This is a genomic window from Streptomyces sp. CHD11, assembly GCF_018638295.1.
GTDB lineage: Bacteria > Actinomycetota > Actinomycetes > Streptomycetales > Streptomycetaceae > Streptomyces.
Window position 1 is genome coordinate 40,630 of sequence record NZ_JABTTS010000032.1, and the last position, 22,866, is coordinate 63,495.

Sequence of the window (22,866 nt, forward strand, 5' to 3'; positions counted from 1 at the left end):
GTGACCCGGTGGACGGTCCGTCGGAATCGGGCCGGGCCCCGAGGGCGGGGTCCGGACCAGGTCCTTGGAAGGGGGCTCCCAGAAGAACTGGGCGCCGTCGGGGACAGTAGCGGCCTCACACGGGTGTACCAGCGCGAATCGACCCCGAAAGCGACCGCGCGCCCCCCGACTGCCACGGGCGCCCCCGCACGCCCCCCGACATGCGAGAGGGCCGGTCACCTCACCAGGTGACCGGCCCTCTCGGTGCCGTACGAAAAGCCCGTCCGACCCCTACCGCCGGTGCTGCGAGTCCGCCACCGTCACCTCGACGCGCTGGAACTCCTTCAGCTCGCTGTAGCCGGTCGTGGCCATCGCGCGGCGCAGGGCGCCGAAGAGGTTCATCGAGCCGTCGGGGGTGTGCGACGGGCCGGTGAGGATCTCCTCCAGCGTGCCGACCGTGCCGAGGTCGACCTTCTGGCCGCGCGGCAGCTCCTCGTTGACGGCCTCCATGCCCCAGTGGTTGCCCCTGCCCGGACCGTCCGTAGCGCGGGCCAGCGGAGAGCCCATCATCACGGAGTCCGCGCCGCAGGCGATCGCCTTGGAGATGTCGCCCGACCAGCCGACGCCGCCGTCCGCGATGACGTGCACGTACCGGCCGCCGGACTCGTCCATGTAGTCGCGGCGGGCGGCGGCCACGTCGGCGACCGCGGTGGCCATGGGGACCTGGATGCCCAGCACGTTGCGCGTGGTGTGCGCGGCGCCGCCGCCGAAGCCGACCAGCACGCCCGCCGCGCCGGTGCGCATGAGGTGCAGGGCGGCGGTGTAGGTGGCGCAACCGCCGACGATCACCGGGACGTCGAGCTCGTAGATGAACTGCTTCAGGTTCAGCGGCTCGTGCGAACTGGAGACGTGCTCGGCCGAGACCGTCGTGCCGCGGATGACGAAGATGTCCACGCCCGCGTCGACGACGGCCTTGGAGAACTGGACGGTGCGCTGCGGGGAGAGCGCGGCGGCGGTGACCACGCCCGAGTCGCGCACCTCCTTGATGCGCTGCCCGATCAGCTCCTCCCTGATGGGAGCGGCGTAGATCTCCTGGAGGCGCCGGGTGGCCGCCTCGGCGGGCAGGCCGACGACCTCGTCCAGCAGCGGCTGCGGGTCCTCGTGGCGCGTCCACAGGCCCTCGAGGTTCAGCACACCGAGGCCGCCGAGCTCACCGATGCGGATCGCCGTGGCCGGTGAGACGACCGAGTCCATGGGAGCGGCCAGGAACGGCAGCTCGAAGCGGTAGGCGTCGATCTGCCAGGCGATCGAGACCTCCTTCGGGTCCCGCGTACGGCGGCTGGGGACGACGGCGATGTCGTCGAAGGCGTACGCCCGGCGGCCGCGCTTGCCGCGCCCGATCTCGATCTCAGTCACGTCTGTGGCCTTTCCCTGATGCGTTTGCAGCGCCTTCCAGTATCCCCGACGGCCGCGGCGCCCACCGCCCCGGACGTCGCGCGAGGGCGGCCCCGGACGCATCCGGAGCCGCCCTCGACGGGCTCGCCTCTACTGGCGGCTGTAGTTCGGTGCCTCGACCGTCATCTGGATGTCGTGCGGGTGGCTCTCCTTGAGACCGGCCGACGTGATGCGGACGAAGCGGCCCTTGGACTCCATCTCCTCGATGGTCGCGGCGCCCACGTAGCCCATCGTCTGGCGCAGACCGCCGACGAGCTGGTGCAGCACGTTGGCCAGCGGGCCGCGGTAGGGCACCTGGCCCTCGATGCCCTCCGGCACGAGCTTGTCGTCGGCGGCGACCTCGGCCTGGAAGTAGCGGTCCTTCGAGTACGACCTGCCCTGTCCCCGGGACTGCATGGCGCCCAGCGAGCCCATGCCGCGGTACGACTTGAACTGCTTGCCGTTGATGAACTGCAGCTCGCCGGGGGACTCCTCGCAGCCCGCGAGAAGGCTGCCCAGCATGACGGTGTCGGCGCCGGCGGCGAGCGCCTTGCCGATGTCGCCGGAGTACTGCAGCCCGCCGTCGCCGATGAGCGGGACGCCCGCCGCGCGGGCCGCGAGGGACGCCTCGTAGATGGCCGTGACCTGCGGTACTCCGATGCCGGCGACGACCCGGGTGGTGCAGATCGAGCCGGGTCCGACGCCCACCTTGATGCCGTCGACACCGGCGTCGATCAGCGCCTGGGCGCCGTCGCGCGTGGCCACGTTGCCGCCGATCACGTCGATGCCGACGCTCGACTTGATCTTCGCCATCCAGCTCAGGGCGTTGCTGTTGTGGCCGTGCGAGGTGTCGACGACCAGGAAGTCCACACCGGCCTCGGCGAGCGCCTGGGCCCGCTCCAGGGCCTCGGGGCTGGCGCCCACGGCGGCGCCGACGATCAGCCGGCCCTCCCCGTCCTTGGCGGCGTGCGGGTACTGCTCGGCCTTCACGAAGTCCTTGACCGTGATCAGGCCCTTGAGCGCCCCCGTGTCGTCGACCAGCGGCAGCTTCTCGATCTTGTGGCGGCGCAGGAGCTCCATCGCCTCGACGCCGGAGATGCCGACGTGCCCGGTGACCAGCGGCATCGGGGTCATGACCTCGCGCACCTCACGGGAACGGTCGGTCTCGAAGGCCATGTCACGGTTGGTGACGATGCCGAGCAGCTTCTTGTTGCCGTCGGTGACCGGGACGCCGCTGATGCGGAACTTCGCGCACAGCGCGTCGGCCTCGGCGAGCGTGGCGTCCGGGTGAATGGTGATGGGGTCGGTGACCATGCCGGACTCGGAGCGCTTCACCAGGTCGACCTGATTGGCCTGGTCCTCGACGGAGAGGTTGCGGTGGAGCACGCCGACGCCGCCCTGCCGGGCCATGGCGATCGCCATACGGGCCTCGGTGACCTTGTCCATCGCGGCCGAGAGCAGGGGAATGTTCACCCGGACGTTGCGGGAGATGCGGGACGAGGTGTCAACCGCGTTGGGGAGCACCTCGGATGCGCCCGGCAGCAGCAGCACGTCGTCGTAGGTCAGCCCGAGTGTCGCGAATTTTCCGGGCACTCCGTCGACGTTCGCAGTCATGACACCTTCCCCAAATGGCCTTGATCGGTGCGGATGTCCATGCTAACGGGAAGCGCGGACGTCTCATTCCACGGTTTCACACGGCTCCGGCTTCGTATGTTCGTACGGAGACGGCTGATCGTCCGTTCATCGGCTGGACCGAAGGAGCGGTGCGAGGGCGGCGGTTACTGCTCCGCCAGGGCCCGCAGCCGGCTCAGCGCGCGGTGCTGCGCCACCCGGACGGCCCCGGGTGACATACCCAACATCTGGCCGGTCTCCTCGGCGGTGAGCCCGACGGCGATGCGCAGCAGGATCAGCTCGCGCTGGTTCTCGGGCAGGCTGGCCAGCAGTTTCTTGGCCCATTCGGCGTCGCTGCTGAGCAGGGCGCGCTCTTCCGGGCCGAGGGAGTCGTCGGGGCGCTCGGGCATCTCGTCGGAGGGCACGGCGGTCGATCCGGGGTGCCGCATCGCCGCGCGCTGGAGGTCGGCGACCTTGTGGGAGGCGATGGCGAAGATGAACGCCTCGAAGGGCCGGCCGGTGTCCTTGTAGCGGGGCAGCGCGAGGAGCACCGCGACGCAGACCTCCTGGGCGAGGTCCTCGACGAAGTGCCGGGCGTCGCCGGGGAGCCGGGACAGACGCGTGCGGCAGTAGCGCAGCGCCAGGGGGTGGACATGTGCGAGCAGGTCGTGTGTGGCCTGCTCGTCTCCGTCGACGGCGCGATGGACGAGCGCACCGAACGCCCCATGGGCAGTGCCCGCCTCGTCGTCGCGCATCGGTCCATGGTGCCTTGCCGGCGTCTGGTCCGCGGCACCGTGTCCCTGGTTGTGCACCGAAGCGTTATGAGCAGGTGCGCCGGAACTCATACCCTGCGCCCTCCCCTCCCGCTCGACCGACTCGTCCCCGAGGAACTCCACACCTCAAGGATGCGCCATCGGCGCCGAAACGAGCAGCGGGCACCTGCCGGCCATCGAGGAAGCCCTGGTGGGGCAGGTTTCCGGGGTGGTTCTCGCGGGGTACGCGACCGGCGCCTGGGCTCGCCGCCCGGACGGGTCCGGCACGGGAGGCGGGGGACCGCACGCCGCCGTTCCGCGCGCTCCGCGCTGCCGGCTGACCGGCCCCATGACGACACCGCGCGAGGGCGCAGCACACCGGGGACCGTGGGCCCGCCGTTCCGGCTCCGCACGGCAGCGAGGCGTGCGGGGCGACATGACCGCGCGCGGGAGCACAGGCGGACGCACGACACGCGGGGCGCGCCGCTGGGTGCGCTGGGTGCGCTGGGTGCGCACGACCATGGACCGACGGCACCCGAACCGTTCCCGGCCCCCGGCAGGATCCGGTCCCGGGCGGAGGCACCGGCACGCCCCCGCGCACCGGCCCGTACCCGCTCACCGGCCCGCTCCCGCCGCCGTACGCCGCATCCGGCCCGGCCCGCAGGTCGGGCCTAGCGCACCAGACCCCACCGGAACCCGAGCGCCACCGCGTGGGCCCGGTCGGAGGCGCCGAGCTTCTTGAAGAGCCGTCGCGCGTGCGTCTTGACGGTGTCCTCCGAGAGGAACAGCTCCCGGCCGATCTCCGCGTTGGAGCGGCCGTGGCTCATTCCTTCGAGGACCTGGATCTCCCGCGCGGTGAGCGTCGGCGCCGCACCCATCTCGGCGGAGCGCAGCCGCCGCGGGGCGAGCCGCCAGGTCGGGTCCGCGAGCGCCTGCGTGACCGTGGCCCGCAGCTCCGCGCGGGAGGCGTCCTTGTGCAGATAGCCGCGTGCGCCGGCGGCCACCGCGAGCGCCACACCGTCCAGGTCCTCGGCGACGGTGAGCATGATGATGCGCGCCCCCGGGTCGGCGGACAGCAGCCGGCGGACCGTCTCGACGCCGCCCAGGCCGGGCATGCGTACGTCCATCAGAATCAGATCCGAGCGGTCGGCACCCCAGCGGCGGAGGACTTCCTCGCCGTTGGCAGCCGTCGTTACGCGCTCGACACCGGGCACGGTCGCGACCGCACGGCGGAGCGCCTCCCGGGCAAGCGGGGAGTCGTCGCAGACGAGGACGGAAGTCATGGCCGCCCTCCGCAGCTGATGCGCGTCACCTTGAGCCTCCAGGCTGGTACGAAATCGTCACCTGTGCGGTCGACTGACCCGGACACCCGCCCGAGCACCTGTTCCTTCAACCGCCTCGCACTCTCAACGACGGTCACTCGAAAGAGTTACGGGGCCGTCTGCCATCTTCGGCACTCTACGTGAGGAGGCGCTCACGGTGCAGACATGCGCGCGGACCCTCGAACTTTCACCACAACCCGTGCCCCATTCAGACCCTTTTCTTCCCCTTTGATGGTGTTCGGGGCTAGATTCGCAATGAGTCATATTTTCATCTCCTTTGATCGTAGTTGTACGGTCGTGGACACCGGATCCGCCCAGAACGGCTACAAGGGGTCACACAATGGCAGATTTCTCCCGCCTTCCCGGACCGAACGCGGACCTGTGGGACTGGCAGCTCCTCGCTGCCTGCCGCGGGGTGGACAGCTCGTTGTTCTTCCACCCCGAAGGTGAGCGCGGTGCGGCTCGAAGCGCTCGCGAGAACTCGGCCAAGGAGGTCTGCATGAGGTGCCCGGTACGCGCCGAGTGCGCCGCGCACGCGCTGGCGGTCCGCGAACCGTACGGCGTGTGGGGCGGCCTGACCGAGGACGAGCGCGAAGAGCTGATGGGGCGGGCGCGTCACCGGCTGGTGCCGGCATCGGCCGGCGGCGGACACGTCTCCGCTTCGAACAACTGAAGGAACGTTTCTTCTGAAACGCGGGCACGCACGCGTGTCCTTGCTCCACGACGGGCTGCCCGTGACAGGCCGGCAGCCGGCTCGACGGGCTGCCGCCGCGCCGTCAGCCGGCCGCGGCCGCGGCCAGCTTCTCCAGCGTCGCGGCGACCGCGGGCACCTGGGCGAGATCCGGGAGCGTGAGGGCGACGATCTCCCGCCGCACGGCGGGCTCCAGTGCCACGGTGCGCACCCCCCGGGGCCGTACGGACTCGATGGCCAGCTGGGGCAGGACCGCGACCCCGAGTCCCGCGCCCACCAGTCCGGCGACCGCCGGGTAGTCGTCGGTCGCGAAGTCGATGCGCGGGGTGAAGCCGGCCGTCTCGCACACCTCGACCAGCTGCCCCCGGCAGCGCGGGCAGCCGGCGATCCACGGCTCGTCGGCGAGTTCACCGATGGCCAGGGACGCCGCACGGGCGAGCCGGTGCCCCTCCGGCACCAGCCCCACCAGCCGGTCCGACAGCAGCGGCCGGACGACGAGGTCGTCCCACTCCTCCGCACCCGCCGCCCCTTCGTAGCGGAAGGCCAGGGCCACATCGCAGTCACCCTCGCGCAGCAGCCGCACGGAGCGCGGCGGTTCGGCCTCCTCGAGGGAGACCCGGGTGCCCGGGTGGGCGTCGCGCAGGGCGGCGAGCGCCGTGGGAACGAGCGTGGAGCTGCCGCTGGGGAAGGAGACGAGCCGGACCCGGCCCGCGCGCAGCCCGGCGATGGCGGCGACCTCCTCCTCGGCCGCGGTGAGTCCGGCGATGATCCCGGCGGCATGCCGCACCAGTGCCTCACCGGCCTGGGTCAGACGCATCTCGCGGCCGCTGCGGATGAGCAGGGGCGTGCCGACCGACGCCTCCAGGGCCTTCATCTGCTGACTGACGGCCGGCTGGGTGCAGCCCAGCTCGCGGGCCGCCGCGGAGAAGGAACCGGTGGTGGCCACGGCACGCAGCACGCGGAGATGTCGGGCTTCGATCACTCCACAAGGATAAGCGACCCTTTGACCTCGCGACCCATAATGCGTCGACGCTTTTATCTCGATCGCCTACCGTTCGCCCATGAAGCTTCTCTCTGTGAACGTGGGGCGCCCCACGGCGGTGCCGTACACGGACCATCCCGACGGTGTGACCGGTATCGACAAGCAGCCGGTGACCGGACCCGTGCGGGTGGAGGCCCCCGGACCCAAGGGTGTCGGGGGCAGCGGACTGGCCGGGGACGCGGTCTGCGAGACCAGGCACCACGGCGGCGACGACCAGGCCGTCTACGCCGTGGCCCGGGAGGATCTCGACGAGTGGGAGCGCACGCTGGGACGCCCGCTGGCGCCCGGATCCTTCGGCGAGAACCTCACCACCGAAGGGATCGACGTGTCCGGCGCGCTGATCGGCGAGCGCTGGGGCATCGGCGCGGACGTGGTGCTGGAGATCACCAGCGGACGCATCCCCTGCCGCACCTTCCAGGGCCATCTGGGTGAGAAGGGCTGGGTGAAGCGGTTCACGCGGCGCGGCGCGCCGGGTGCGTACCTGCGGGTCATCCGGCCCGGCGGGATACGGGCGGGCGACGCCGTACGGATCCTGCACCGGCCGGACCACGAGGTGACGGTGGCTCTGCAGTTCCGCGCGGTGACGACCGAACGGACACTGCTGCCGCGGCTGACCGCGGCCGGCCCGGCACTGCATCCGGAGGCGCGCGCGCTGGCGCGGAAGTACATGGAGAAGTACGAGGTGGAGTCCACGGCCTGACAGCTCGGCACCGAGCGGACGACTCCGCTCCGGGTAACTACTCTTGCGCCATGACAACGGCTCTGATTACGGGATCGACGGCTGGGATCGGTGCCGCGTTCGCGCGGCGGCTGGCGGCCGACGGACATGACCTGGTGCTGGTGGCCCGCGACACCGGCCGGCTGCGCGAACAGGCCACCGAGTTGCACGACCGCCACGGCATCGAGGCGGAGGTGCTGACCGCCGACCTGGCTGAGGACAAGGGCATCGAGTCGGTGGCCGACCGCCTCGGCGACCGGAAGAACCCCGTCGACCTGCTGATCAACAACGCCGGGTTCGGCAACAAGGGCCGCTACCTCGAGGTCCCCATGGCCGACGAGCTGCGGATGCTCAAGGTGCACTGCGAGGCCGTGCTCCGGCTGACGTCGTCGGCCGTGGAGGCGATGCGGGAGCGCGGGCGCGGAGGCGTCGTGAACGTCGCCTCGACCGCCGCGTTCGTGCCGCGTGGGACGTACGGTGCCTCCAAGGCGTGGGTGGTGCAGTTCACCCAGGGCGCGGCCGTCGACCTGGCGGGCCACGGCGTCCGTCTGATGGCGCTGTGCCCCGGCTTCGTGCGCACCGAGTTCCACGAGCGGGCCGGGATGGGCACGGACAGCATCCCGGGCTGGATGTGGCTGGACGCGGACAAGGTCGCCGCGGCCGCCCTCACCGACCTGGCCCGGGGCAGGACGGTGTCGATCCCGGACCCCCGCTACAAGGCCCTGATGGGGGCGGCGAAGCTGGTCCCGCGCGGACTGCTCGGCGGCCTCTCGTCCCGGACCGGGCGGAAGTACGGCCCCCGGTAGAGGTCTTCCGGCACTCCGGCACTCCGGTACTCCGGATACTCCGGCCGGGCGGGACGCGGACCGTCCGACGGAGGAGAATGGAGGGACCAGGACATCCGGACCCAGGACCCCCGGACCGGGGGCCGGAGGCGGTGACGTCATGACCTTCATGCAGCTGATCGACTGCAGGACGAACCGGTTCGAGGAGATGGACCGGCTCATGGACCAGTGGGTCGAGCAGAGCAGGGGGAAGCGGACGGCGACCCACGCGGTCGTCGGCAAGGACCGCTCGGACACCTCGCACATCGTCGAGATCGTGGAGTTCCCGTCCTACGAGGAGGCGATGCGGAACTCACAGCTCCCCGAGACCGACCGGATCTTCCGGGAGATGGTGGCGCTCTGCGACGGGATGCCGACGTTCACGGACCTGGACGTGGTGCGCGACGCGCGGCTGAACACGGATTCCGCGCGGCGCTTCTTCGAGGTGGTGGCCACGGCGGACGATCTGTCGCCGATGACGGGTCTGATCGAGGAGCACTACCGCGACCACGATCCGGCCAACGAGCAGGACATCATCGGCCTCGACCACTTCCGGCGCGAGATGGACGTCTGGCGCGGTGGTTTCGACTTCTCCTTCCGCATCGAGGACCAGATCGCCCAGGGCGACCGCGTCTGCACCCGGTGGAGCTGGCAGGGCACCCACACGGGCGACTTCCTCGGCATCCCGGCCACCGGGAAGAAGGCGTCCATGACCGGTACGGTCATCTTCCGCTTCGGTGACACCGGGAAGATCGTCGAGGGCTGGTGGCAGTACGACCGGCTGGGGCTGATGGCGGAGTTGGGGGCGCTGGAGCCCACCGAGCTCTGAGCCGGCCGAGCAGGTCAGCGGAGCCTGGCGGCGATGCCAGGCCCTGCGTCCCCGCGTCGGATGCCTGCTCGTTCCCCTCGGTGACGGCTGAGCCCTTCGACGAGCGCGACGACGTACGGAGAGGTGCGGGGAGTACCGATCCTGCGGAGCTTTCCGGAGGGTTCCGTCGCCGCCCGCACCTCGTCGGTGGAGGTCAGCACGGCGAAATGGGAGCCCGCCTCTCGGTGAGGGTGGGTCTGAGGCGCGCGGTCAGCCGGGGACAGGGCGACGGACTCACTGGATGAGCTTCACAAGCTCGGCGCCCGCCTTGTAGAAGGCGAAGAGTCCGGGGGCCACCGACAGGAGCGGCCGGAGTCTCCCCTTCAGGGGATACCAGCGGGGCGCCTCGAACAGGAGCGTCCCCTGGACGGAGAGGTACGAGTATTCCTTCTCGCCGACGGCAGGCCCCTTCGACGCGATCGGCCCGCCGCGACGCTGCGGAGACCGCCCGCCCGCGTGAGCGGGGAGTTCACGCGACGCCCGCAGCCGGCCCTCACGCTCCAGCAGTCTCCTCTTCACCTCTGCCCGATTCCGCATGATGATCTTGCGGTGGTTCCTCACCATCACCCAGAGAAGCGCCAGCAGAACGCCCAGGTTCGCCACGATTCCCAGCAGTGCCATAGCGCCGATGGCCGCCTTGCCCCATCCGCCGGGCGCGTCCTGCAAGAGGTAGGCGACAGCGAACAGGCTGACCGCGAAGTTCAGGAAGCCCAGATAGATCATGGCGTTGATTTCGCCCACCGGCTTCCATCCGAAGTCGTCGTCGCGATCCCTCGGCACGTACTGGAACTCCCAGTATTTCCTGGAGCCGACAGAGAAGCCTACGAGCTTTCCGTAGATATAGGCCTGCTTCGCCGCGAAGTAGATACCGAACGCCCCGACAACGATCCAGGTGACGGCCAGCCCGATATGCTCTTCATGATTGGCCCACCACGAGGCACGCAGCACCTCTTCGCTCGGATGCTCCCTGGATATGGCGGAGAGGTCGGAGAAAGCGCGACCGCCCTTGAAGGCAGCCCAGTAGAGGTAGCAGCTCAGGGCGATACTGAAAGCCAGCAGCACCACTCTGCCCCGGCGCGCGATGCGGATCCCCTCGTGGAGGGCTGCGAGCCGCTCGGCGAGTTGCCCCTCCCTGAACTTCGCCGATTTCACGAGTCCGGAGGCGACGAGTCCTCGCTCGAGCCGCCCCAGCCTCTTGATCAGGGTCAGGTAGATCGTCACCGCGAGCGTCGACGTGAAACCGAGGGCGACGCTCGGCAGGTCGGCGACGAGAGGCAGTTCACGGCACTCCGAGGGCCGTTCCTGGAGAGCCGGGATGGCCAGGTGCAGAAGGGTGGAAGCGGGACAGTCCTCCGATGACTCCACGCCGGTCCAGGCGCATACGGCATAGACGAGTCCCATGACCACGAGCGGGACGATGAAGATGAAGAAGGCTTGCCCCACTCTCCCCTTCGGGGTGACTTTCTCCGCATAGGAATCCAGGACGCCATGCACCCGCGCGTTTGCGCACCTGGCTGTCGATATGAGTGAACCCCAGAGCTCCACTGCACGCCCCCCACTGTCGTATGCGTGCGACAGGGATGCACTTGACGACACCCCTGTTGAAGATTAACTGACTCCCCTACCGAATCGCCATACACATGTCCATAAACCTTTTCATCGGGGGAATGGAATCGAATCTAATTCGATAAGAAATACGATAGGCAATCCCGACCATCCGATCAGGGAGGGGTGAGAGTCCGCCGCGCAGGCTATCCCCCGCGGATACGAAAGGCACAGGAATTCAGTGGTACCGGTCCTGCTCGGCCCGCTCGGCTGAAGGGACGACGGACTGACCGCCGGGGGCAGCGCGGCAGATACGGCGTCTACCTGATGAATCTGCCGTCGCCGATCACGACACGCGGTCTGCTGTTCACCGCGTCCGACGCCCATTCCAGGATCGAGACGCTGATGGTGATCGCTCCCGCCCCGGCCACGTTCTCCGAGATGTTGTGCACGTCTCCGGTCCGGAGGGTGAGGCTGGTGAGGGTCGTTCCGTCGCGGTTCTCGATGCCGACGTGGGCCACGTAGTCGGGCAGCGTCTCGTCGTCGAGTCCGACGGTCGCCGCAAAGCGCGTCAGCCCGGTGGGGACGGTGAAGGTGAGCGGCTTGACCGTCTTGCTGAAGACCCCCGGCGCGAAGACGATGCTCTTGGTGAGGGGGGTGTCACCGAGTTGCGAGGAGTCCTTCCTCACGTTGTTCCCGTACCCCCCGATCGGACCGATCTCGGTGAGGTGCCGCACGCGGACGTCGGAACGCGCCTCGGCCGGGTCATCGCCGGAGACGGCGGATCCGGGATCGGCGGTGACGACTTCGCCGCCGTCGTCGTCCGGGGTGCCGTCGCCGGACGGGTCATCGGACGACGGGGAGCCGGCCGATGGGGACGCCTCCGAGGACTCCGGCGCCCCGGGCTCCGTCGCATCCTCGTCGCACACCGCGCCGTCCACGCAGACCTTGCCGTCCCGCCCGGCATGCGCGTCGATGTTGTTGGTGTCGCCGCAGCCGGTGGCCACGCACACCAGCAGGCACGCGAGTACCGGCCCGCGGGCCGCTCTTCTCCACGTTCTCATTCTTCCCGCCTCGGTCATCCGGCTCCGCCCGTCACCTGCGCACGGCCGGAGACCCGACCGCCCGTGTGTGTCACCGAGCGCCCCCTCGAAGGACATACGCAGCAGTCGGCCGGCTCCTCGTGCGGTTCATCGTCGTTCGCGCCGCCGGAGCCCCCGCCGCCCGTGAGCCCTGCGCCGCCCTCCTCGGGCTGCGAGGAGGAGTGGCCCGGTCGGCTCGTCCCCGCCCCCGTCCCGCGGACCGCTCTGCGCCATGCCCGCACGACATTCGTCTCAGCACTTCGAGCCGATGCAGACGGTGCCGTCCCGCCCGTTCTTCTGGTCCACGCTGGTGGTGTCCGACTTCATCAGGCCGGTGATGACCGCGGCGACGATCACCGCCGCGGCTCCGACGATTCCCACGATGATTTTGACTCTGTGGTCGGTGGTCCAACCCGCCATATCCCCAACTTTCCCGCAGTAAAAGGAGGTTGATGGTGACACACGCATGACGGGCAACACCGTGGATTTCGACGGGCGTTCAGTGCTGTGGCCCTCCCGTTACAGAAGCCCTCCTCACGTGATGTTCTCGAAACCCGCGAACCCGGGAATCCCCGCACTGTATTCGCACACCTATTCTCTTTTGAATTCCCGTTCGATTTCCGGGATCACGGCCGCCTTCCACCGCCCCGCCGACAGCCGCCCCCAACCGCCGACCTGCGCATTACGCCAAAGGCCGAAGACCAGGGCGAGGAGCCCAAGGACGGGCGGTCGGAGGTGTCGGGTGGTGAGCGGGGCGATCTCGTGAGTTTCGAGATCGAGGACCGCTCCCAGGCCGGGTTCGAGAACATCTGGGTCACCTGGACCATCACGAACCGGAGTTCGGAGAAGTCGAACTCCACGTGGGAGTGGGAGGCCGTGGGGCCGGACGGCAAACGGCTCTACAACTCGACCGAGCTGGCCACCGACGTACAGCCGGGGCAGACGGCCACGGGGGAGTCCCCCACCACGCTCAAGACCTCCGGCGTCACCGTCGACATCACGGAGTTCGACCGCAGCAAGGCCTGGTGATCCCTGGACCGGGAGCGGGGCGAGGCGCGGGGGTGCGGGCCGGCTCAGTCGCCGCCTCCGCTCCCGCCTCCGTCACCGCCGCCCCCTCCGTCGCCGCCTCCGTCGCCTCCGTCTCCGCCGTCGCTCCCCCAGCCGTCGCCGCCGCCGGGTTCGTTGTCGTCGCGGTCCCTGCCGAGGTTGCTGAACCAGGGGCGGTCCCAGGCGGCGTCGCCCGTGGCCCCGCGGTAGCGGTGCGCGGGGCGGAATCTGGCCGTGCCCGTGGTGTCGCCGAGACCGAAGGAGACCGCGACCGCGTGGGCCATCACGGCGTCCAGGGGGTCGGGGCTCTCGTGGTGGACGTCGGACAGCGGGAGCAGCAGGGTGCCGGGGGCCGGGGTGGTGCCGCGGGGCGGGCGGGTCAGTACGGCGACACGGGCGCCGTCACGCAGCAGTGACGAACTCACGGTGTCCTCGCGGCGCAGGGTCCACAGCCGGTCGGGCAGGCGGATCTCGACCTTGTTCTTGGATCTGCGGAGCTTCCTGCGCAGTTCGATTCCGGCGGGGACGTCACCGACGGTCATGACCAGGCCGTGGGCCTGGTCGACGGAGTCGGAGAGGTAGCCCTGCGGTGCTCTGAGCCGTACGGCCGGGGCGTGAGGGCCCCAGACGTCGACGCGCACCGAGCGGCGGTCCACGGCGACGGTCACCGGTCCGGCGGGGGCGTGCGCGTACCGGCGTGCGATCCACAGGGGTACGCCTTCCGCGTGCGCCCGCGCGGCGAGGGCGGCCACCTGGTCGGGTCCGCCGCATCTGCGGACCGCCAGTTCACCCAGCGCGCGGGCGAAGCCGGCCGCCTGGCGTACCTTCATGGGAGTGCTGGTGCCGGTCGCCCGGGTGACCGGCACGATGCCGCGGTCCGGCGGCAGCGAGGCCAGGGGGCGTTCGCTGCCTCCGCCGCCGAGCCAGTGCCCGCGCAGGAAGGCCTCCGCCATGGCGGCGAGGTTCAGCTCGGCCGGCGGAGTCGTCCTGCCGCCTCTGCGCAGCCCGCTCCCGGTGAGTTCCACGGTGCGTGCCAGTGGGTTGCGGGACCGCTCCCCGTAGAGCACCTGGTGCATCGCCGTCCCCCTCCTGCTCCTGCTCCGTCTGCCGTGTGGAGAGACCCTCTCCGGCCGGGGACGGTTCCATGATCGGGGGCATGGCAAAGGCCCGGTTCCCGTCCGGGCGGACGGGAACCGGGCCTTCACTCAGGTACCGGCGACCTCGTGTCGTCAGTGGGCGTGGCCGTGGCCACCGCCGGCGGCGGCCGGCTCTTCCTCTTCCTTCTTCTCCACGACCAGGGTCTCGGTCGTGAGGAGCAGGGAGGCGATGGACGCGGCGTTCTCCAGCGCGGAGCGGGTCACCTTGACCGGGTCGATGACGCCGGCCTTGACCAGGTCGCCGTACTCGCCGGTGGCGGCGTTGAAGCCCTGGCCCTTCTCGAGCTCGGCGACCTTGGAGGTGATGACGTAGCCCTCGAGGCCGGCGTTCTCGGCGATCCAGCGCAGCGGCTCGACGGCGGCCTTGCGGACCACGGAGACACCGGTGGCCTCGTCGCCGGTCTTGCCGAGGTTGCCCTCGAGGACCTTGACGGCGTGGACCAGCGCGGAGCCACCACCGGAGACGATGCCCTCCTCGACCGCGGCGCGGGTCGCGGAGATGGCGTCCTCCAGACGGTGCTTCTTCTCCTTCAGCTCCACCTCGGTGGCGGCGCCGACCTTGATCACGCACACGCCGCCGGCCAGCTTCGCGAGGCGCTCCTGGAGCTTCTCGCGGTCCCAGTCGGAGTCGGTGGTCTCGATCTCGGCCTTGATCTGGCCGATGCGACCGGTCACGTCCTCCTTCTTGCCGCCACCGTCGACGACCGTGGTGTCGTCCTTGGTGACGGTGACGCGGCGGGCGGAGCCGAGCACGTCCAGGCCGACCTGGTCGAGCTTGAGGCCGACCTCCTCGGCGATGACCGTGGCGCCGGTGAGGACGGCCATGTCCTGCAGCATCGCCTTGCGGCGGTCGCCGAAGCCGGGCGCCTTGACCGCGACCGCGTTGAAGGTGCCGCGGATCTTGTTGACGACCAGGGTCGACAGGGCCTCGCCCTCGACGTCCTCGGCGATGATCAGCAGCGGCTTGGAGGCGTTGGCCTGGATGACCTTCTCCAGCAGCGGCAGCAGCTCCGCGATGGAGCCGATCTTGCCCTGGGTGATCAGGATGTACGGGTCGTCGAGGACGGCCTCCATACGCTCCTGGTCCGTCACGAAGTACGGCGACAGGTAGCCCTTGTCGAAGGCCATGCCCTCGGTGAAGTCCAGCTCCAGACCGAAGGTGTTGGACTCCTCGACGGTGATGACACCGTCCTTGCCGACCTTGTCCATCGCCTCGGCGATGAGCTCGCCGACCTGCTCGTCCTGCGCGGACAGCGCGGCGACGGCGGCGATGTCGGACTTCTCGTCGATCGGACGGGCCGAGGCGAGCAGGTCCTCGGACACCGCGGCGACGGCGGCGTCGATGCCCTTCTTCAGGGCGGCCGGGGAAGCGCCCGCGGCGACGTTCTTCAGGCCCTCGCGGACCAGCGCCTGGGCCAGCACGGTGGCGGTGGTGGTGCCGTCACCCGCGATGTCGTTGGTCTTGGTCGCCACCTCCTTCACCAGCTGCGCGCCGAGGTTCTCGTACGGGTCCTCGATCTCCACCTCGCGGGCGATCGTGACACCGTCGTTGGTGATGGTGGGGGCGCCGAACTTCTTGTCGATGACGACGTTGCGGCCCTTGGGGCCGATCGTCACCTTCACCGTGTCGGCAAGCTTGTTGACGCCGCGCTCAAGGGCGCGACGGGCGTCCTCGTCGAACTTCAGGATCTTCGCCATGGGAGCGGTTCAGCCCTCTCGGAAAGCGTGGGTGAAACGAACTGCGCCCCTGACGCCCGGCTTCATAAGGTCGCGGGGGCCCGGGGCGCAGCTCACATGCAGGTGCTTCGGTGAAGCGGGTGAATTACTTCTCGATGATCGCGAGGACGTCGCGAGCCGAGAGGACGAGGTACTCCTCGCCGTTGTACTTCACCTCGGTGCCGCCGTACTTGCTGTACAGCACGATGTCGCCGGTCTTGACGTCGAGCGGCAGGCGCTCGCCGTTCTCGAAGCGTCCCGGGCCCACGGCCAGGACGACGCCCTCCTGGGGCTTCTCCTTGGCGGTGTCCGGAATGACCAGGCCAGAGGCCGTGGTCTGCTCAGCGTCGAGCGGCTGGACCACAATGCGGTCCTCGAGCGGCTTGATGGCAACCTTGGAGCTGGTGGTCGTCACGATCCGACCTCCCCCTTCGGAGATCTCACGGGGTTAACTGTCTGAGGTGGCGACCAGGTGGATCCGTCGTCGCGGGTGCCGGACCTGCCCGTCGCGCATTGGCACTCTCCAGGGGGGAGTGCCAGGTCCGAGACTATGACCGGGATTAGCACTCGGTCAAGCGGAGTGCCAGTTGCCGTGCGGCGCGTCGGGCGTGGGGGGCGGTTTTTGCACCGGGTTGTGCAGCCGGCGGTGTTGCAGTGACCGTCACTGGGGGCTGCGCCCCCAGACCCCCCTTCGGCCCTGAACGGGCCTCGTCCTCAATCGCCGGACGGGCTGAGAGGTGAGCGGTGCTCGCCAGTGACCGCCGGACGGCGGGAGTACCGGCCGTGCCCGCCAGTGACCGCCGGACGGCGGGAGTACCGGCCGTGCTCGTCAGGGCTGCCGGGCCGGGGTCAGTGGTGGCCTGGGGCGTAGTCCTCCAGGCGCCCCACCTTCAGCCCCCGCTCCTCCAGTTCCCCCAGCAGCCGTCCCGTCCGTTCCGCCAGCGACAGCGTCGGCGCCTCGCCCGAGGGTACGGCGACGATGTCGCCGGGGTTCAGGTGGCGGGGGCCGCGGGCGTAGGTGAGGTGGCCGTCCGTTTCCAGGGTGGCCCGCCACAGCACCACGGCCGCGATGCCGCAGTCGGCGGCGGCGCGCAGGGTGGTGGCGTCGTACGTGCCGTAGGGCGGGCGGAACAGGCGGGGGCGGATGCCGAAGCGGGCCTTGAGCTTGCGCTGCTGACCGCAGATCTCGGCGCGCTGTCCGGCGTAGGGCAGACCGCGCAGGGCGGGATGGTCCAGGGTGTGGTTCTGCAGACTCGCGCCGACCGCGCGCAGGCGGGCGAAGTGGGCGTAGCCGGGGCCCATCACACTGTCCGTCAGGAACATGCTGACGGGGAGCCGGCGTTCGCGGACCAGGTCGATGAAGCGGGGGGCGCGTTCGACGCCGTCGTCGTAGGTGAGGAAGACGACCCGGTCGTCGGTCGGGATGTGGTCGATGACGGGCGGGAGGGCGGCGGTGGCCTGGGTGGCCCTGCCCGCCGCCCCCCCCCCCGCCCCCGGCTCCGGCTCCGGCTCCGGCTCCGGCTCCGGCCCCGGCCCCGGCCCCGGCGGCACGGGAAGCCCGGACGGCGCGGAGGGACCCGGCGTCCCGCCCGGGAGATCCGCCGGCCCGCCAGGGGACGCAGCCGGCCCGCCAGGGGCAGTGGCGGATCCGTGCCGGGGAGCGTCCGGGCCGTCCGGGCCGGTGCCGCATCCCCCGCCGAGTACGGCGGCAGCGGCTGCCACGAGGGCCGTCAGGGCCCTCGCGCGCCTCACAGGTAGTCCTCCAACCGCGCCACCGCGTAGCCCTCGGCCGTGACCCGGTCGAGGAAGCGGCGGATCATGTCCGGCATCGTGCCCTTCCAGTCGTCGCGGCCCCGGAAGTGGGTGAGGACGATGTCACCGGGGTGCAGCGAGCGGTCCCACTCGCGGTACTCCCAGCGGTCGACGAAGACCTCCTCGTTCCAGAGGGGGACATGCGTGATCCCGCAGGACTTCGCGGCGCGCAGGGTGTTCTTGTCGTAGTTGCCGTACGGCGGGCGGAAGAGGGCGGGGCGCTCGCCGTAGTGCTTCTCGATGACCTTCTGCATGCCGCAGATCTCGCGCGTCTGGCGGGCGCGGGACAGGGCGGGGAGGTAGGGGTGGTGCAGGGTGTGGTTGTGCAGGCCGACGCCCCCGTCCCGCATCTTCTTGAAGTAGCCGTAGTCCTCCTTGACGAGGTAGTCGCTGAGGAAGGCGCTGTAGGGGATCTTCAGTTCGCTCATCATCCGCAGGAACGCGGGGTCCTTCTCCTCACCGTCGTCGATGGTGAGGAAGAGGATCTTCTCCTTGGTGGGGACGGTGGTGAACACCGGGGGAAGTCCGAGGCGGCGGTGGCCGTCCACCTCGAAGCCGTCGCGGGTGGTGATCTCCGGCTTCTTCTCCGGGGGCTCGGGAGCCGTCAGGGGCACCTTCTTCAGGCCCCAGCGTTTCGCGGCGGCGACGCTCGCGGCGTGCGCGGCGCGCAGCTTGGTGGCGTAGGAGTCGAGCGCGCGGGCCGGGGGTGCCTGGTAGGGCTGCTGGCCGCCCGCCGGTTCGACCTTGTCGCCACCGCCGCCCTCTCCGCAGGCCGAGGCGATGGTGGCGAGAGCGAGTACGGCGAGGCCGGTCCGCACACCACGCGACGGCCACTTTTTATCATTTTGTCCTACTTCTCGCATGACGCCGGATCCTCGCAGCCGGACGGCCGGGACCCGGCCCGACACCGCGGCCGGACGCATACGGTCCACCGACTGGCCCACAATGACCCGGTGAACGACCTCGCCCCCCTCCTCACCCCCGAAGGCCGCGCCCTCCTCGACGAGGTGCGCGACACCGACCCGGCGCACGAACTCGCCGTCGCGACCCGGCTGCGCCGCACCCACCCCGCCGAGCTGGTGTCGGCCGCGCTCGGCCAGGCGCGGCTGCGTCAGCGGGCGGTGGCGAAGTTCGGCACCGAGGACGCGGGGCGGATGTTCTTCACACCCAACGGGGTGGAGCAGTCGACCCGGGCGAGTGTGGCGACGTACCGCGCCGAGTGCCTCCGCGCCCGCGGGGTGCGGTCCGTCGCCGACCTGTGCTGCGGGATCGGCGGCGACGCGATCGCGCTGGCCCGCGCCGGGATCCGGGTCCTGGCCGTCGACCGGGACCCGCTGACCTGTGAGGCGGCCCGCGCCAACGCCGACGCGCTCGGGCTCGCCGGCCTGATCGAGGTGCGCGAGGCCGACGTGACGGAGGTGGACACGGCCGGCTGCGACGCGGTCTTCGCCGACCCCGCCCGGCGCTCCTCCGGACGCGGCCGGATCTTCGATCCGGAGGCATACTCCCCTCCCCTGTCCTGGGCCGTGTCCGCCGCACGCGCGGCACCGCTCGGCCTGCTGAAGATCGCGCCCGGCATCCCGCACGAGGCGATCCCCGCCGAGGCGACGGCCGAGTGGGTCTCGGACGGCGGGGACGTGAAGGAGGCCGTGCTGTGGTTCGGCCCGGACGTGACACCGGGGGCACGGCGGGCCACGCTGCTGCCCGCCATGGCCGGCATCTACGTGACACCCGGGACCGAGCTCCCGAACCCCGAGGTCCGGCCGGTCGGCCGATACCTGTACGAGCCCGACGGCGCCGTCATCCGCGCCCACCTGGTCGCCGAGGTGGCCGGGGACCTGAACGGCGGGCTGATCGACCCGACCATCGCCTACGTCACCTCCGACGAGGCGCACAGCACGCCGTACGCCACCGCCTACGAGATCACCGACCGGCTTCCCTTCAACGTCAAGAAGCTCAAGGCGCTGCTGCGGGAGCGCGCGGTCGGCATCCTGACCGTCAAGAAGCGCGGCTCGGCCGTCGAGCCGGAGGAACTGCGCCGCAAGGCGCTGCCCAAACCGCACGGCTCCGCGTCCGTCACCGTGTTCCTCACCCGCGTCGCCGGCGCCCCGGCCATGCTGCTGGGGCACCCGGTGCGATGACCACGCGGCGGCGGCCCACCCGTACGGTCATGGGGTCGCCGCCCAGGGCCGCGGCGGCGCGGCGGCGGCCCCCGCAGGCACCCGGCGCCGCGAAACCCCGCTCCGGCCGCACGGTTCCCCCTGCGCCACGGTCCTCCGCCCCGCGTCGACGGCGCCCCGGCCATCCCGCCGCCGGGCCACCGGTGCGCCGGTCAGCCGTCCTGCGCCGCCGCGCGGCGCAGCAGCAGCTCGCGTTCGCGTGCGTTGCGGGTCAGCGACGCCGCCCGCTCGAACTCGGCCCGGGCCTCCCGCGTACGGCCGAGGCGGGCCAGCAGATCACCGCGGACGCTGGGCAGCAGGTGGTAGTCCCGCAGTGCCGGTACGCCGGTCAGGGCGTCGACGAGGGGCAGTGCGGCGGCGGGGCCCTCGGCCATGGAGACGGCGACCGCGCGGTTGAGTTCGACGACCGGGGAGGGGGCGCGGGCGGCGAGCAGGCCGTACAGGGTGGCGATCCGGGACCAGTCGGTCTCGTCGTAGCGGTGGGCGTGCGCGTGGCAGGCCGCGATGGCCGCCTGAAGAGCGTACGGGCCGGGGGCTCCGGCGGCGGTGGCGTCGGCGAGGGTGAGGGCGTCGACACCGCGGGCGATGAACACGCGGTTCCAGCGGGCGCGGTTCTGGTCCTCGAGGAGTACCGGTTCGCCGTCCGGACCGGTGCGGGCCGCGGCCCGTGAGGACTGGAACTCCAGCAGCGCGGTGAGCCCGTGCACCTCGGACTCCTCCGGCATCAGTCCGGACAGCACACGGGCCAGCCGCAGCGCGTCCTCGCACAGCGCGGGGCGCAGCCAGTCGTCGCCTGCCGTGGCCGCGTACCCCTCGTTGTAGATCAGGTAGATGACGTCCAGGACCGAGCCGAGGCGGGCCGCGCGGTCGGGACCGTGGGGTACCTCGAAGGCGACGTTCCGCGTCGCCAGGGTGCGCTTGGCGCGCACGATCCGCTGGGCCACGGTCGCCTCCGGCACGAGGAAGGCGCGGGCGATCTCGGCCGTGGTCAGGCCGCCGAGCAACCGCAGGGTGAGGGCGGTGCGCGCCTCGGCGGACAGCACCGGGTGGCAGGCGGTGAAGACGAGGCGGAGCAGGTCGTCGTCGATGCCGTCCGGGTCGGCGGGCTCCGGCGGCGGGGCGACCCCGGCCGACGGGTCGCGGCCGATCTCGGCCAGCTTGCGGACGTAGGTCTCCCGGCGGCGGATCAGGTCGACGGCGCGGTTGCGGGCGGTGGTCATGAGCCAGGCGCCCGGATTGGCGGGCACCCCGTCCCGCGGCCACTGCTCCAGCGCGGCGACCAGGGCGTCCTGCGCGAGTTCCTCGGCGATGCCGACGTCCCGGACGAGACGGGTCACGCCGGCGATCACCCGGGGGGACTCCATGCGGAACACGGTCTCGACGGTGCGGGCCGCCGTCTCCCGGCCGCCGGGGCCGGTGGTGGGCTGTGGTGTCACAGCCCACCATCAGACACCCGTACGGCGGCGGAACCAAGAAGCCGCCGCCGGCCCCCGGGTCCGCCCCGGCCTCCCGGCACCCGGACGGTCAGCCCTCGACGACCTCCCGCACCTCGCAGGTCACCGTCCAGTGCTCCTCGTGCACCCGCAGGAAGCGCTTGGTCCACTCGACCGCCTCGGCCTTGTCCCTGGCCTGAAGCATCGCGTAACCGCCGATGACCTCCTTGGTCTCGGTGAACGGCCCGTCGGTCACGGAGAGCCGGCCGCCCTCGTAGTGCACCCGGGTGCCCTCGGCGGTCGGGGTGAGCCCGGCGGTGTCCAGCAGGACCCCGGCCTTGGTCATCTCCTCGATCAGCTCGCCCATCCGCTGCATCAGTTCGGCACTCGGGCCCCCCTCGGGGGCGTTGTTCTCGTCGATCCGGATCATGGAGAGATAGCGCGGCATGATGGCTCCTCGCCTCGTGCGGACCGGGTCCCTCCCGGCCTCTCACCACTGCGTCGAACGGGAGGGACGGACATCGACACCCGCGCGGAAGTTTTTCCGCGTCACTTCTCCGGGGCGGGCCGGTGCCCGCCGCTCACCGCAGCGAGGCCCACAGCTCTCCCGCCTCCGGCTCGTCGGCCACCACGCGGTTGCGGTCCCAGGGGGCGGGCAGCACCGGCATGGTCAGGGTCGTGACACCGGCGGAGGACAGTCCCCTCAGACTCTGGCCGAGGCGGGTCAGCTCGCCGAGCGAGTCCAGCCCGGTGTCGGCGGTGAGGCTCCCGGTGACCGCGTCGGCCACCTCGTACAGCCCGGCGGGGTCGGTCAGCAGGTTCTGCCGCCCGATCTGCTCCAGCAGTGCCTTCACGAGCTGGTGCTGGAGTTCGATGCGGCCGAGGTCGCTGCCGTCTCCGATGTCGTACCGGGTGCGGGCCAGGGCGAGGGCTTCGGTGCCGTCGAGGTGGTGGGTCCCGGCCTCCAGGGTGAGGTGGCTCCGCTCGTCGTCGATGTCCTCCCGGGTGGTGACGGTGACCCCGCCGAGCGCGTCGACCAGGCGGGCGAATCCGGCGAAGTCGATCTCGATGTAGTGGTCCATCCGGACGTCCGTGAGTGCCTCGACGGTCTTCACCGCGCACACCGGCCCGCCGACCTCGTACGCGCTGTTGAACATGGCCCCGGACACCGGCCGTGTCGACTCCCCGTCGGGCAGGGGGCAGGAGGGCCGGTCCACGAGGGTGTCGCGCGGGATGCTGACCACCGTCGCGGCGGTCCGTCCGGCGTCGAGGTGGACCACCATGGCGGTGTCCGAGCGGGCACCTCCGTCCTCACCGCCGCCGAGCTCCCGGTTCTCCTCACCGGTGCGCGAGTCCGAGCCCAGCACCAGGATGTTCAGGGACTCGGTCGGCAGCGGCACGGCGGTGGCCGATGCCCCCGCAGACGGAGCGGACAGGGGCCTGGCGGGACGGTCGTCGCCCAGCGCACCGTTGATGTCGACGCTGCTGATGTTGTCGCTGAGGTGCCAGTACGCCCAGCCGGCCGCCCCCGCGCCCAGGAGGAGGACGCCCGCCAGCGAGAGCCCGGTGATCTTCAGTACCCGCGCCCGCCGGCCGGTCCGTATCCCGGTGCCGTCGGCCCCGTCACCGGCCCCGCCCTCGTCACTCCCGGCG

The 22,866-nt window shown here is 71.0% G+C and carries 22 protein-coding genes; 6 read left to right on the forward strand and 16 right to left on the reverse strand.

What is annotated here, in order from left to right:
* Positions 1-270 precede the first annotated feature (270 nt).
* From HTV45_RS27855 to HTV45_RS27870, 4 genes are all read right to left on the reverse strand, one after another.
* Positions 271-1,395 carry a GuaB3 family IMP dehydrogenase-related protein gene (locus HTV45_RS27855; RefSeq protein WP_215208664.1) on the reverse strand — a complete coding sequence of 375 codons (1,125 nt, stop codon included), beginning with the start codon at positions 1,393-1,395 and terminating at the stop codon, positions 271-273.
* Positions 1,396-1,524: 129 nt separating this feature from the next.
* Positions 1,525-3,027 (reverse strand): IMP dehydrogenase, encoded by a 1,503-nt coding sequence (gene guaB / locus HTV45_RS27860; RefSeq protein ID WP_215208665.1) that lies wholly within the window; start codon positions 3,025-3,027, stop codon positions 1,525-1,527.
* 164 nt (positions 3,028-3,191) lie between these two features.
* Entirely contained in the window at positions 3,192-3,779 is a 588-nt protein-coding gene (locus HTV45_RS27865) for a sigma-70 family RNA polymerase sigma factor (RefSeq protein ID WP_215208666.1), read from the reverse strand.
* A 668-nt stretch (positions 3,780-4,447) separates the two neighbouring features.
* Positions 4,448-5,059, reverse strand: coding sequence for a response regulator transcription factor (locus HTV45_RS27870; RefSeq protein WP_003948568.1), 612 nt, complete (start codon positions 5,057-5,059; stop codon positions 4,448-4,450).
* Positions 5,060-5,438: 379 nt separating this feature from the next.
* Here HTV45_RS27870 and HTV45_RS27875 point away from each other — a divergent pair, with 379 nt between their 5' ends.
* Positions 5,439-5,771, forward strand: a complete 333-nt coding sequence (locus HTV45_RS27875; RefSeq protein ID WP_215208667.1) for a WhiB family transcriptional regulator — start codon at positions 5,439-5,441, stop codon at positions 5,769-5,771.
* A gap of 103 nt (positions 5,772-5,874) precedes the next feature.
* Here HTV45_RS27875 and HTV45_RS27880 read toward each other — a convergent pair whose 3' ends face one another.
* Positions 5,875-6,771, reverse strand: coding sequence for a LysR family transcriptional regulator (locus tag HTV45_RS27880; RefSeq protein ID WP_215208668.1), 897 nt, complete (start codon positions 6,769-6,771; stop codon positions 5,875-5,877).
* Between the two features lie 79 nt (positions 6,772-6,850).
* Here HTV45_RS27880 and HTV45_RS27885 point away from each other — a divergent pair, with 79 nt between their 5' ends.
* The 3 genes from HTV45_RS27885 to HTV45_RS27895 all read left to right on the forward strand — a co-directional run bounded on the left by HTV45_RS27885 (position 6,851) and on the right by HTV45_RS27895 (position 9,202).
* The gene (locus HTV45_RS27885) at positions 6,851-7,531 is read left to right on the forward strand and encodes an MOSC domain-containing protein (RefSeq protein ID WP_215208669.1); all 681 of its coding nucleotides are present in this window, start codon (positions 6,851-6,853) and stop codon (positions 7,529-7,531) included.
* A 50-nt stretch (positions 7,532-7,581) separates the two neighbouring features.
* The gene (locus HTV45_RS27890; protein WP_215208670.1) at positions 7,582-8,355 is read left to right on the forward strand and encodes an SDR family oxidoreductase; all 774 of its coding nucleotides are present in this window, start codon (positions 7,582-7,584) and stop codon (positions 8,353-8,355) included.
* Positions 8,356-8,494: 139 nt separating this feature from the next.
* Entirely contained in the window at positions 8,495-9,202 is a 708-nt protein-coding gene (locus tag HTV45_RS27895; RefSeq protein WP_215208671.1) for an ester cyclase, read from the forward strand.
* Positions 9,203-9,475: 273 nt separating this feature from the next.
* On the opposite strand, the gene HTV45_RS27900 is transcribed toward HTV45_RS27895, so the two are convergent.
* The 3 genes from HTV45_RS27900 to HTV45_RS34900 all read right to left on the reverse strand — a co-directional run bounded on the left by HTV45_RS27900 (position 9,476) and on the right by HTV45_RS34900 (position 12,249).
* Positions 9,476-10,786, reverse strand: coding sequence for a hypothetical protein (locus tag HTV45_RS27900; RefSeq protein ID WP_215208672.1), 1,311 nt, complete (start codon positions 10,784-10,786; stop codon positions 9,476-9,478).
* Positions 10,787-11,106: 320 nt separating this feature from the next.
* Complete coding sequence (locus tag HTV45_RS27905; protein ID WP_215208673.1) at positions 11,107-11,850, reverse strand: NPCBM/NEW2 domain-containing protein; 744 nt, start codon at positions 11,848-11,850, stop codon at positions 11,107-11,109.
* 270 nt (positions 11,851-12,120) lie between these two features.
* Positions 12,121-12,249 (reverse strand): hypothetical protein, encoded by a 129-nt coding sequence (locus tag HTV45_RS34900; RefSeq protein WP_285899697.1) that lies wholly within the window; start codon positions 12,247-12,249, stop codon positions 12,121-12,123.
* A 381-nt stretch (positions 12,250-12,630) separates the two neighbouring features.
* Between HTV45_RS34900 and HTV45_RS27910 the strand changes: the two genes are divergently transcribed.
* Positions 12,631-12,897 carry a hypothetical protein gene (locus HTV45_RS27910; RefSeq protein WP_215208674.1) on the forward strand — a complete coding sequence of 89 codons (267 nt, stop codon included), beginning with the start codon at positions 12,631-12,633 and terminating at the stop codon, positions 12,895-12,897.
* 44 nt (positions 12,898-12,941) lie between these two features.
* Here the strand turns inward: HTV45_RS27910 and HTV45_RS27915 are convergent, their stop codons facing one another.
* From HTV45_RS27915 to HTV45_RS27935, 5 genes are all read right to left on the reverse strand, one after another.
* On the reverse strand, positions 12,942-13,991 hold the full coding sequence (locus HTV45_RS27915) for a hypothetical protein (RefSeq protein ID WP_215208675.1): 1,050 nt from the start codon (positions 13,989-13,991) through the stop codon (positions 12,942-12,944).
* Positions 13,992-14,144: 153 nt separating this feature from the next.
* A complete protein-coding gene (gene groL / locus HTV45_RS27920) occupies positions 14,145-15,770 on the reverse strand; it encodes a chaperonin GroEL (RefSeq protein ID WP_215208676.1) in 1,626 nt (541 codons plus the stop codon).
* Positions 15,771-15,894: 124 nt separating this feature from the next.
* Positions 15,895-16,203 (reverse strand): co-chaperone GroES, encoded by a 309-nt coding sequence (gene groES / locus HTV45_RS27925; protein ID WP_003998759.1) that lies wholly within the window; start codon positions 16,201-16,203, stop codon positions 15,895-15,897.
* A 434-nt stretch (positions 16,204-16,637) separates the two neighbouring features.
* Positions 16,638-17,540 carry a polysaccharide deacetylase family protein gene (locus HTV45_RS27930; RefSeq protein ID WP_308309768.1) on the reverse strand — a complete coding sequence of 301 codons (903 nt, stop codon included), beginning with the start codon at positions 17,538-17,540 and terminating at the stop codon, positions 16,638-16,640.
* Positions 17,537-18,418, reverse strand: coding sequence for a polysaccharide deacetylase family protein (locus HTV45_RS27935; protein WP_308309769.1), 882 nt, complete (start codon positions 18,416-18,418; stop codon positions 17,537-17,539). Before HTV45_RS27935 ends, HTV45_RS27930 begins: the two co-directional genes overlap by 4 nt.
* A gap of 135 nt (positions 18,419-18,553) precedes the next feature.
* Here HTV45_RS27935 and HTV45_RS27940 point away from each other — a divergent pair, with 135 nt between their 5' ends.
* Entirely contained in the window at positions 18,554-19,741 is a 1,188-nt protein-coding gene (locus HTV45_RS27940; protein WP_308309770.1) for a methyltransferase domain-containing protein, read from the forward strand.
* 191 nt (positions 19,742-19,932) lie between these two features.
* On the opposite strand, the gene HTV45_RS27945 is transcribed toward HTV45_RS27940, so the two are convergent.
* The 3 genes from HTV45_RS27945 to HTV45_RS27955 form a co-directional block, all read right to left on the reverse strand.
* Positions 19,933-21,144 carry an RNA polymerase sigma factor gene (locus tag HTV45_RS27945; protein ID WP_215208725.1) on the reverse strand — a complete coding sequence of 404 codons (1,212 nt, stop codon included), beginning with the start codon at positions 21,142-21,144 and terminating at the stop codon, positions 19,933-19,935.
* 160 nt (positions 21,145-21,304) lie between these two features.
* The gene (locus tag HTV45_RS27950) at positions 21,305-21,661 is read right to left on the reverse strand and encodes a YciI family protein (RefSeq protein WP_215208680.1); all 357 of its coding nucleotides are present in this window, start codon (positions 21,659-21,661) and stop codon (positions 21,305-21,307) included.
* Between the two features lie 133 nt (positions 21,662-21,794).
* Positions 21,795-22,817: an LCP family protein gene (locus tag HTV45_RS27955; RefSeq protein WP_308309774.1), complete on the reverse strand. Its 1,023-nt coding sequence runs from the start codon at positions 22,815-22,817 to the stop codon at positions 21,795-21,797.
* Between the last annotated feature and the right edge of the window lie 49 nt (positions 22,818-22,866).

Bases quoted from the DNA above. Each gene is read 5' to 3' on its own strand.
- HTV45_RS27950 (WP_215208680.1), bottom strand. From the start codon at position 21,661: ATGCCGCGCTATCTCTCCATGATCCGGATCGACGAGAACAACGCCCCC.
- HTV45_RS27870 (WP_003948568.1), bottom strand. From the start codon at position 5,059: ATGACTTCCGTCCTCGTCTGCGACGACTCCCCGCTTGCCCGGGAGGCG.
- HTV45_RS27890 (WP_215208670.1), top strand. From the start codon at position 7,582: ATGACAACGGCTCTGATTACGGGATCGACGGCTGGGATCGGTGCCGCG.
- guaB (WP_215208665.1), bottom strand. From the start codon at position 3,027: ATGACTGCGAACGTCGACGGAGTGCCCGGAAAATTCGCGACACTCGGG.
- HTV45_RS27895 (WP_215208671.1), top strand. From the start codon at position 8,495: ATGACCTTCATGCAGCTGATCGACTGCAGGACGAACCGGTTCGAGGAG.
- HTV45_RS27915 (WP_215208675.1), bottom strand. From the start codon at position 13,991: ATGCACCAGGTGCTCTACGGGGAGCGGTCCCGCAACCCACTGGCACGC.
- HTV45_RS27865 (WP_215208666.1), bottom strand. From the start codon at position 3,779: ATGCGCGACGACGAGGCGGGCACTGCCCATGGGGCGTTCGGTGCGCTC.
- groL (WP_215208676.1), bottom strand. From the start codon at position 15,770: ATGGCGAAGATCCTGAAGTTCGACGAGGACGCCCGTCGCGCCCTTGAG.
- HTV45_RS27875 (WP_215208667.1), top strand. From the start codon at position 5,439: ATGGCAGATTTCTCCCGCCTTCCCGGACCGAACGCGGACCTGTGGGAC.
- HTV45_RS27945 (WP_215208725.1), bottom strand. From the start codon at position 21,144: ATGGAGTCCCCCCGGGTGATCGCCGGCGTGACCCGTCTCGTCCGGGAC.
- HTV45_RS27905 (WP_215208673.1), bottom strand. From the start codon at position 11,850: ATGAGAACGTGGAGAAGAGCGGCCCGCGGGCCGGTACTCGCGTGCCTG.
- HTV45_RS27885 (WP_215208669.1), top strand. From the start codon at position 6,851: ATGAAGCTTCTCTCTGTGAACGTGGGGCGCCCCACGGCGGTGCCGTAC.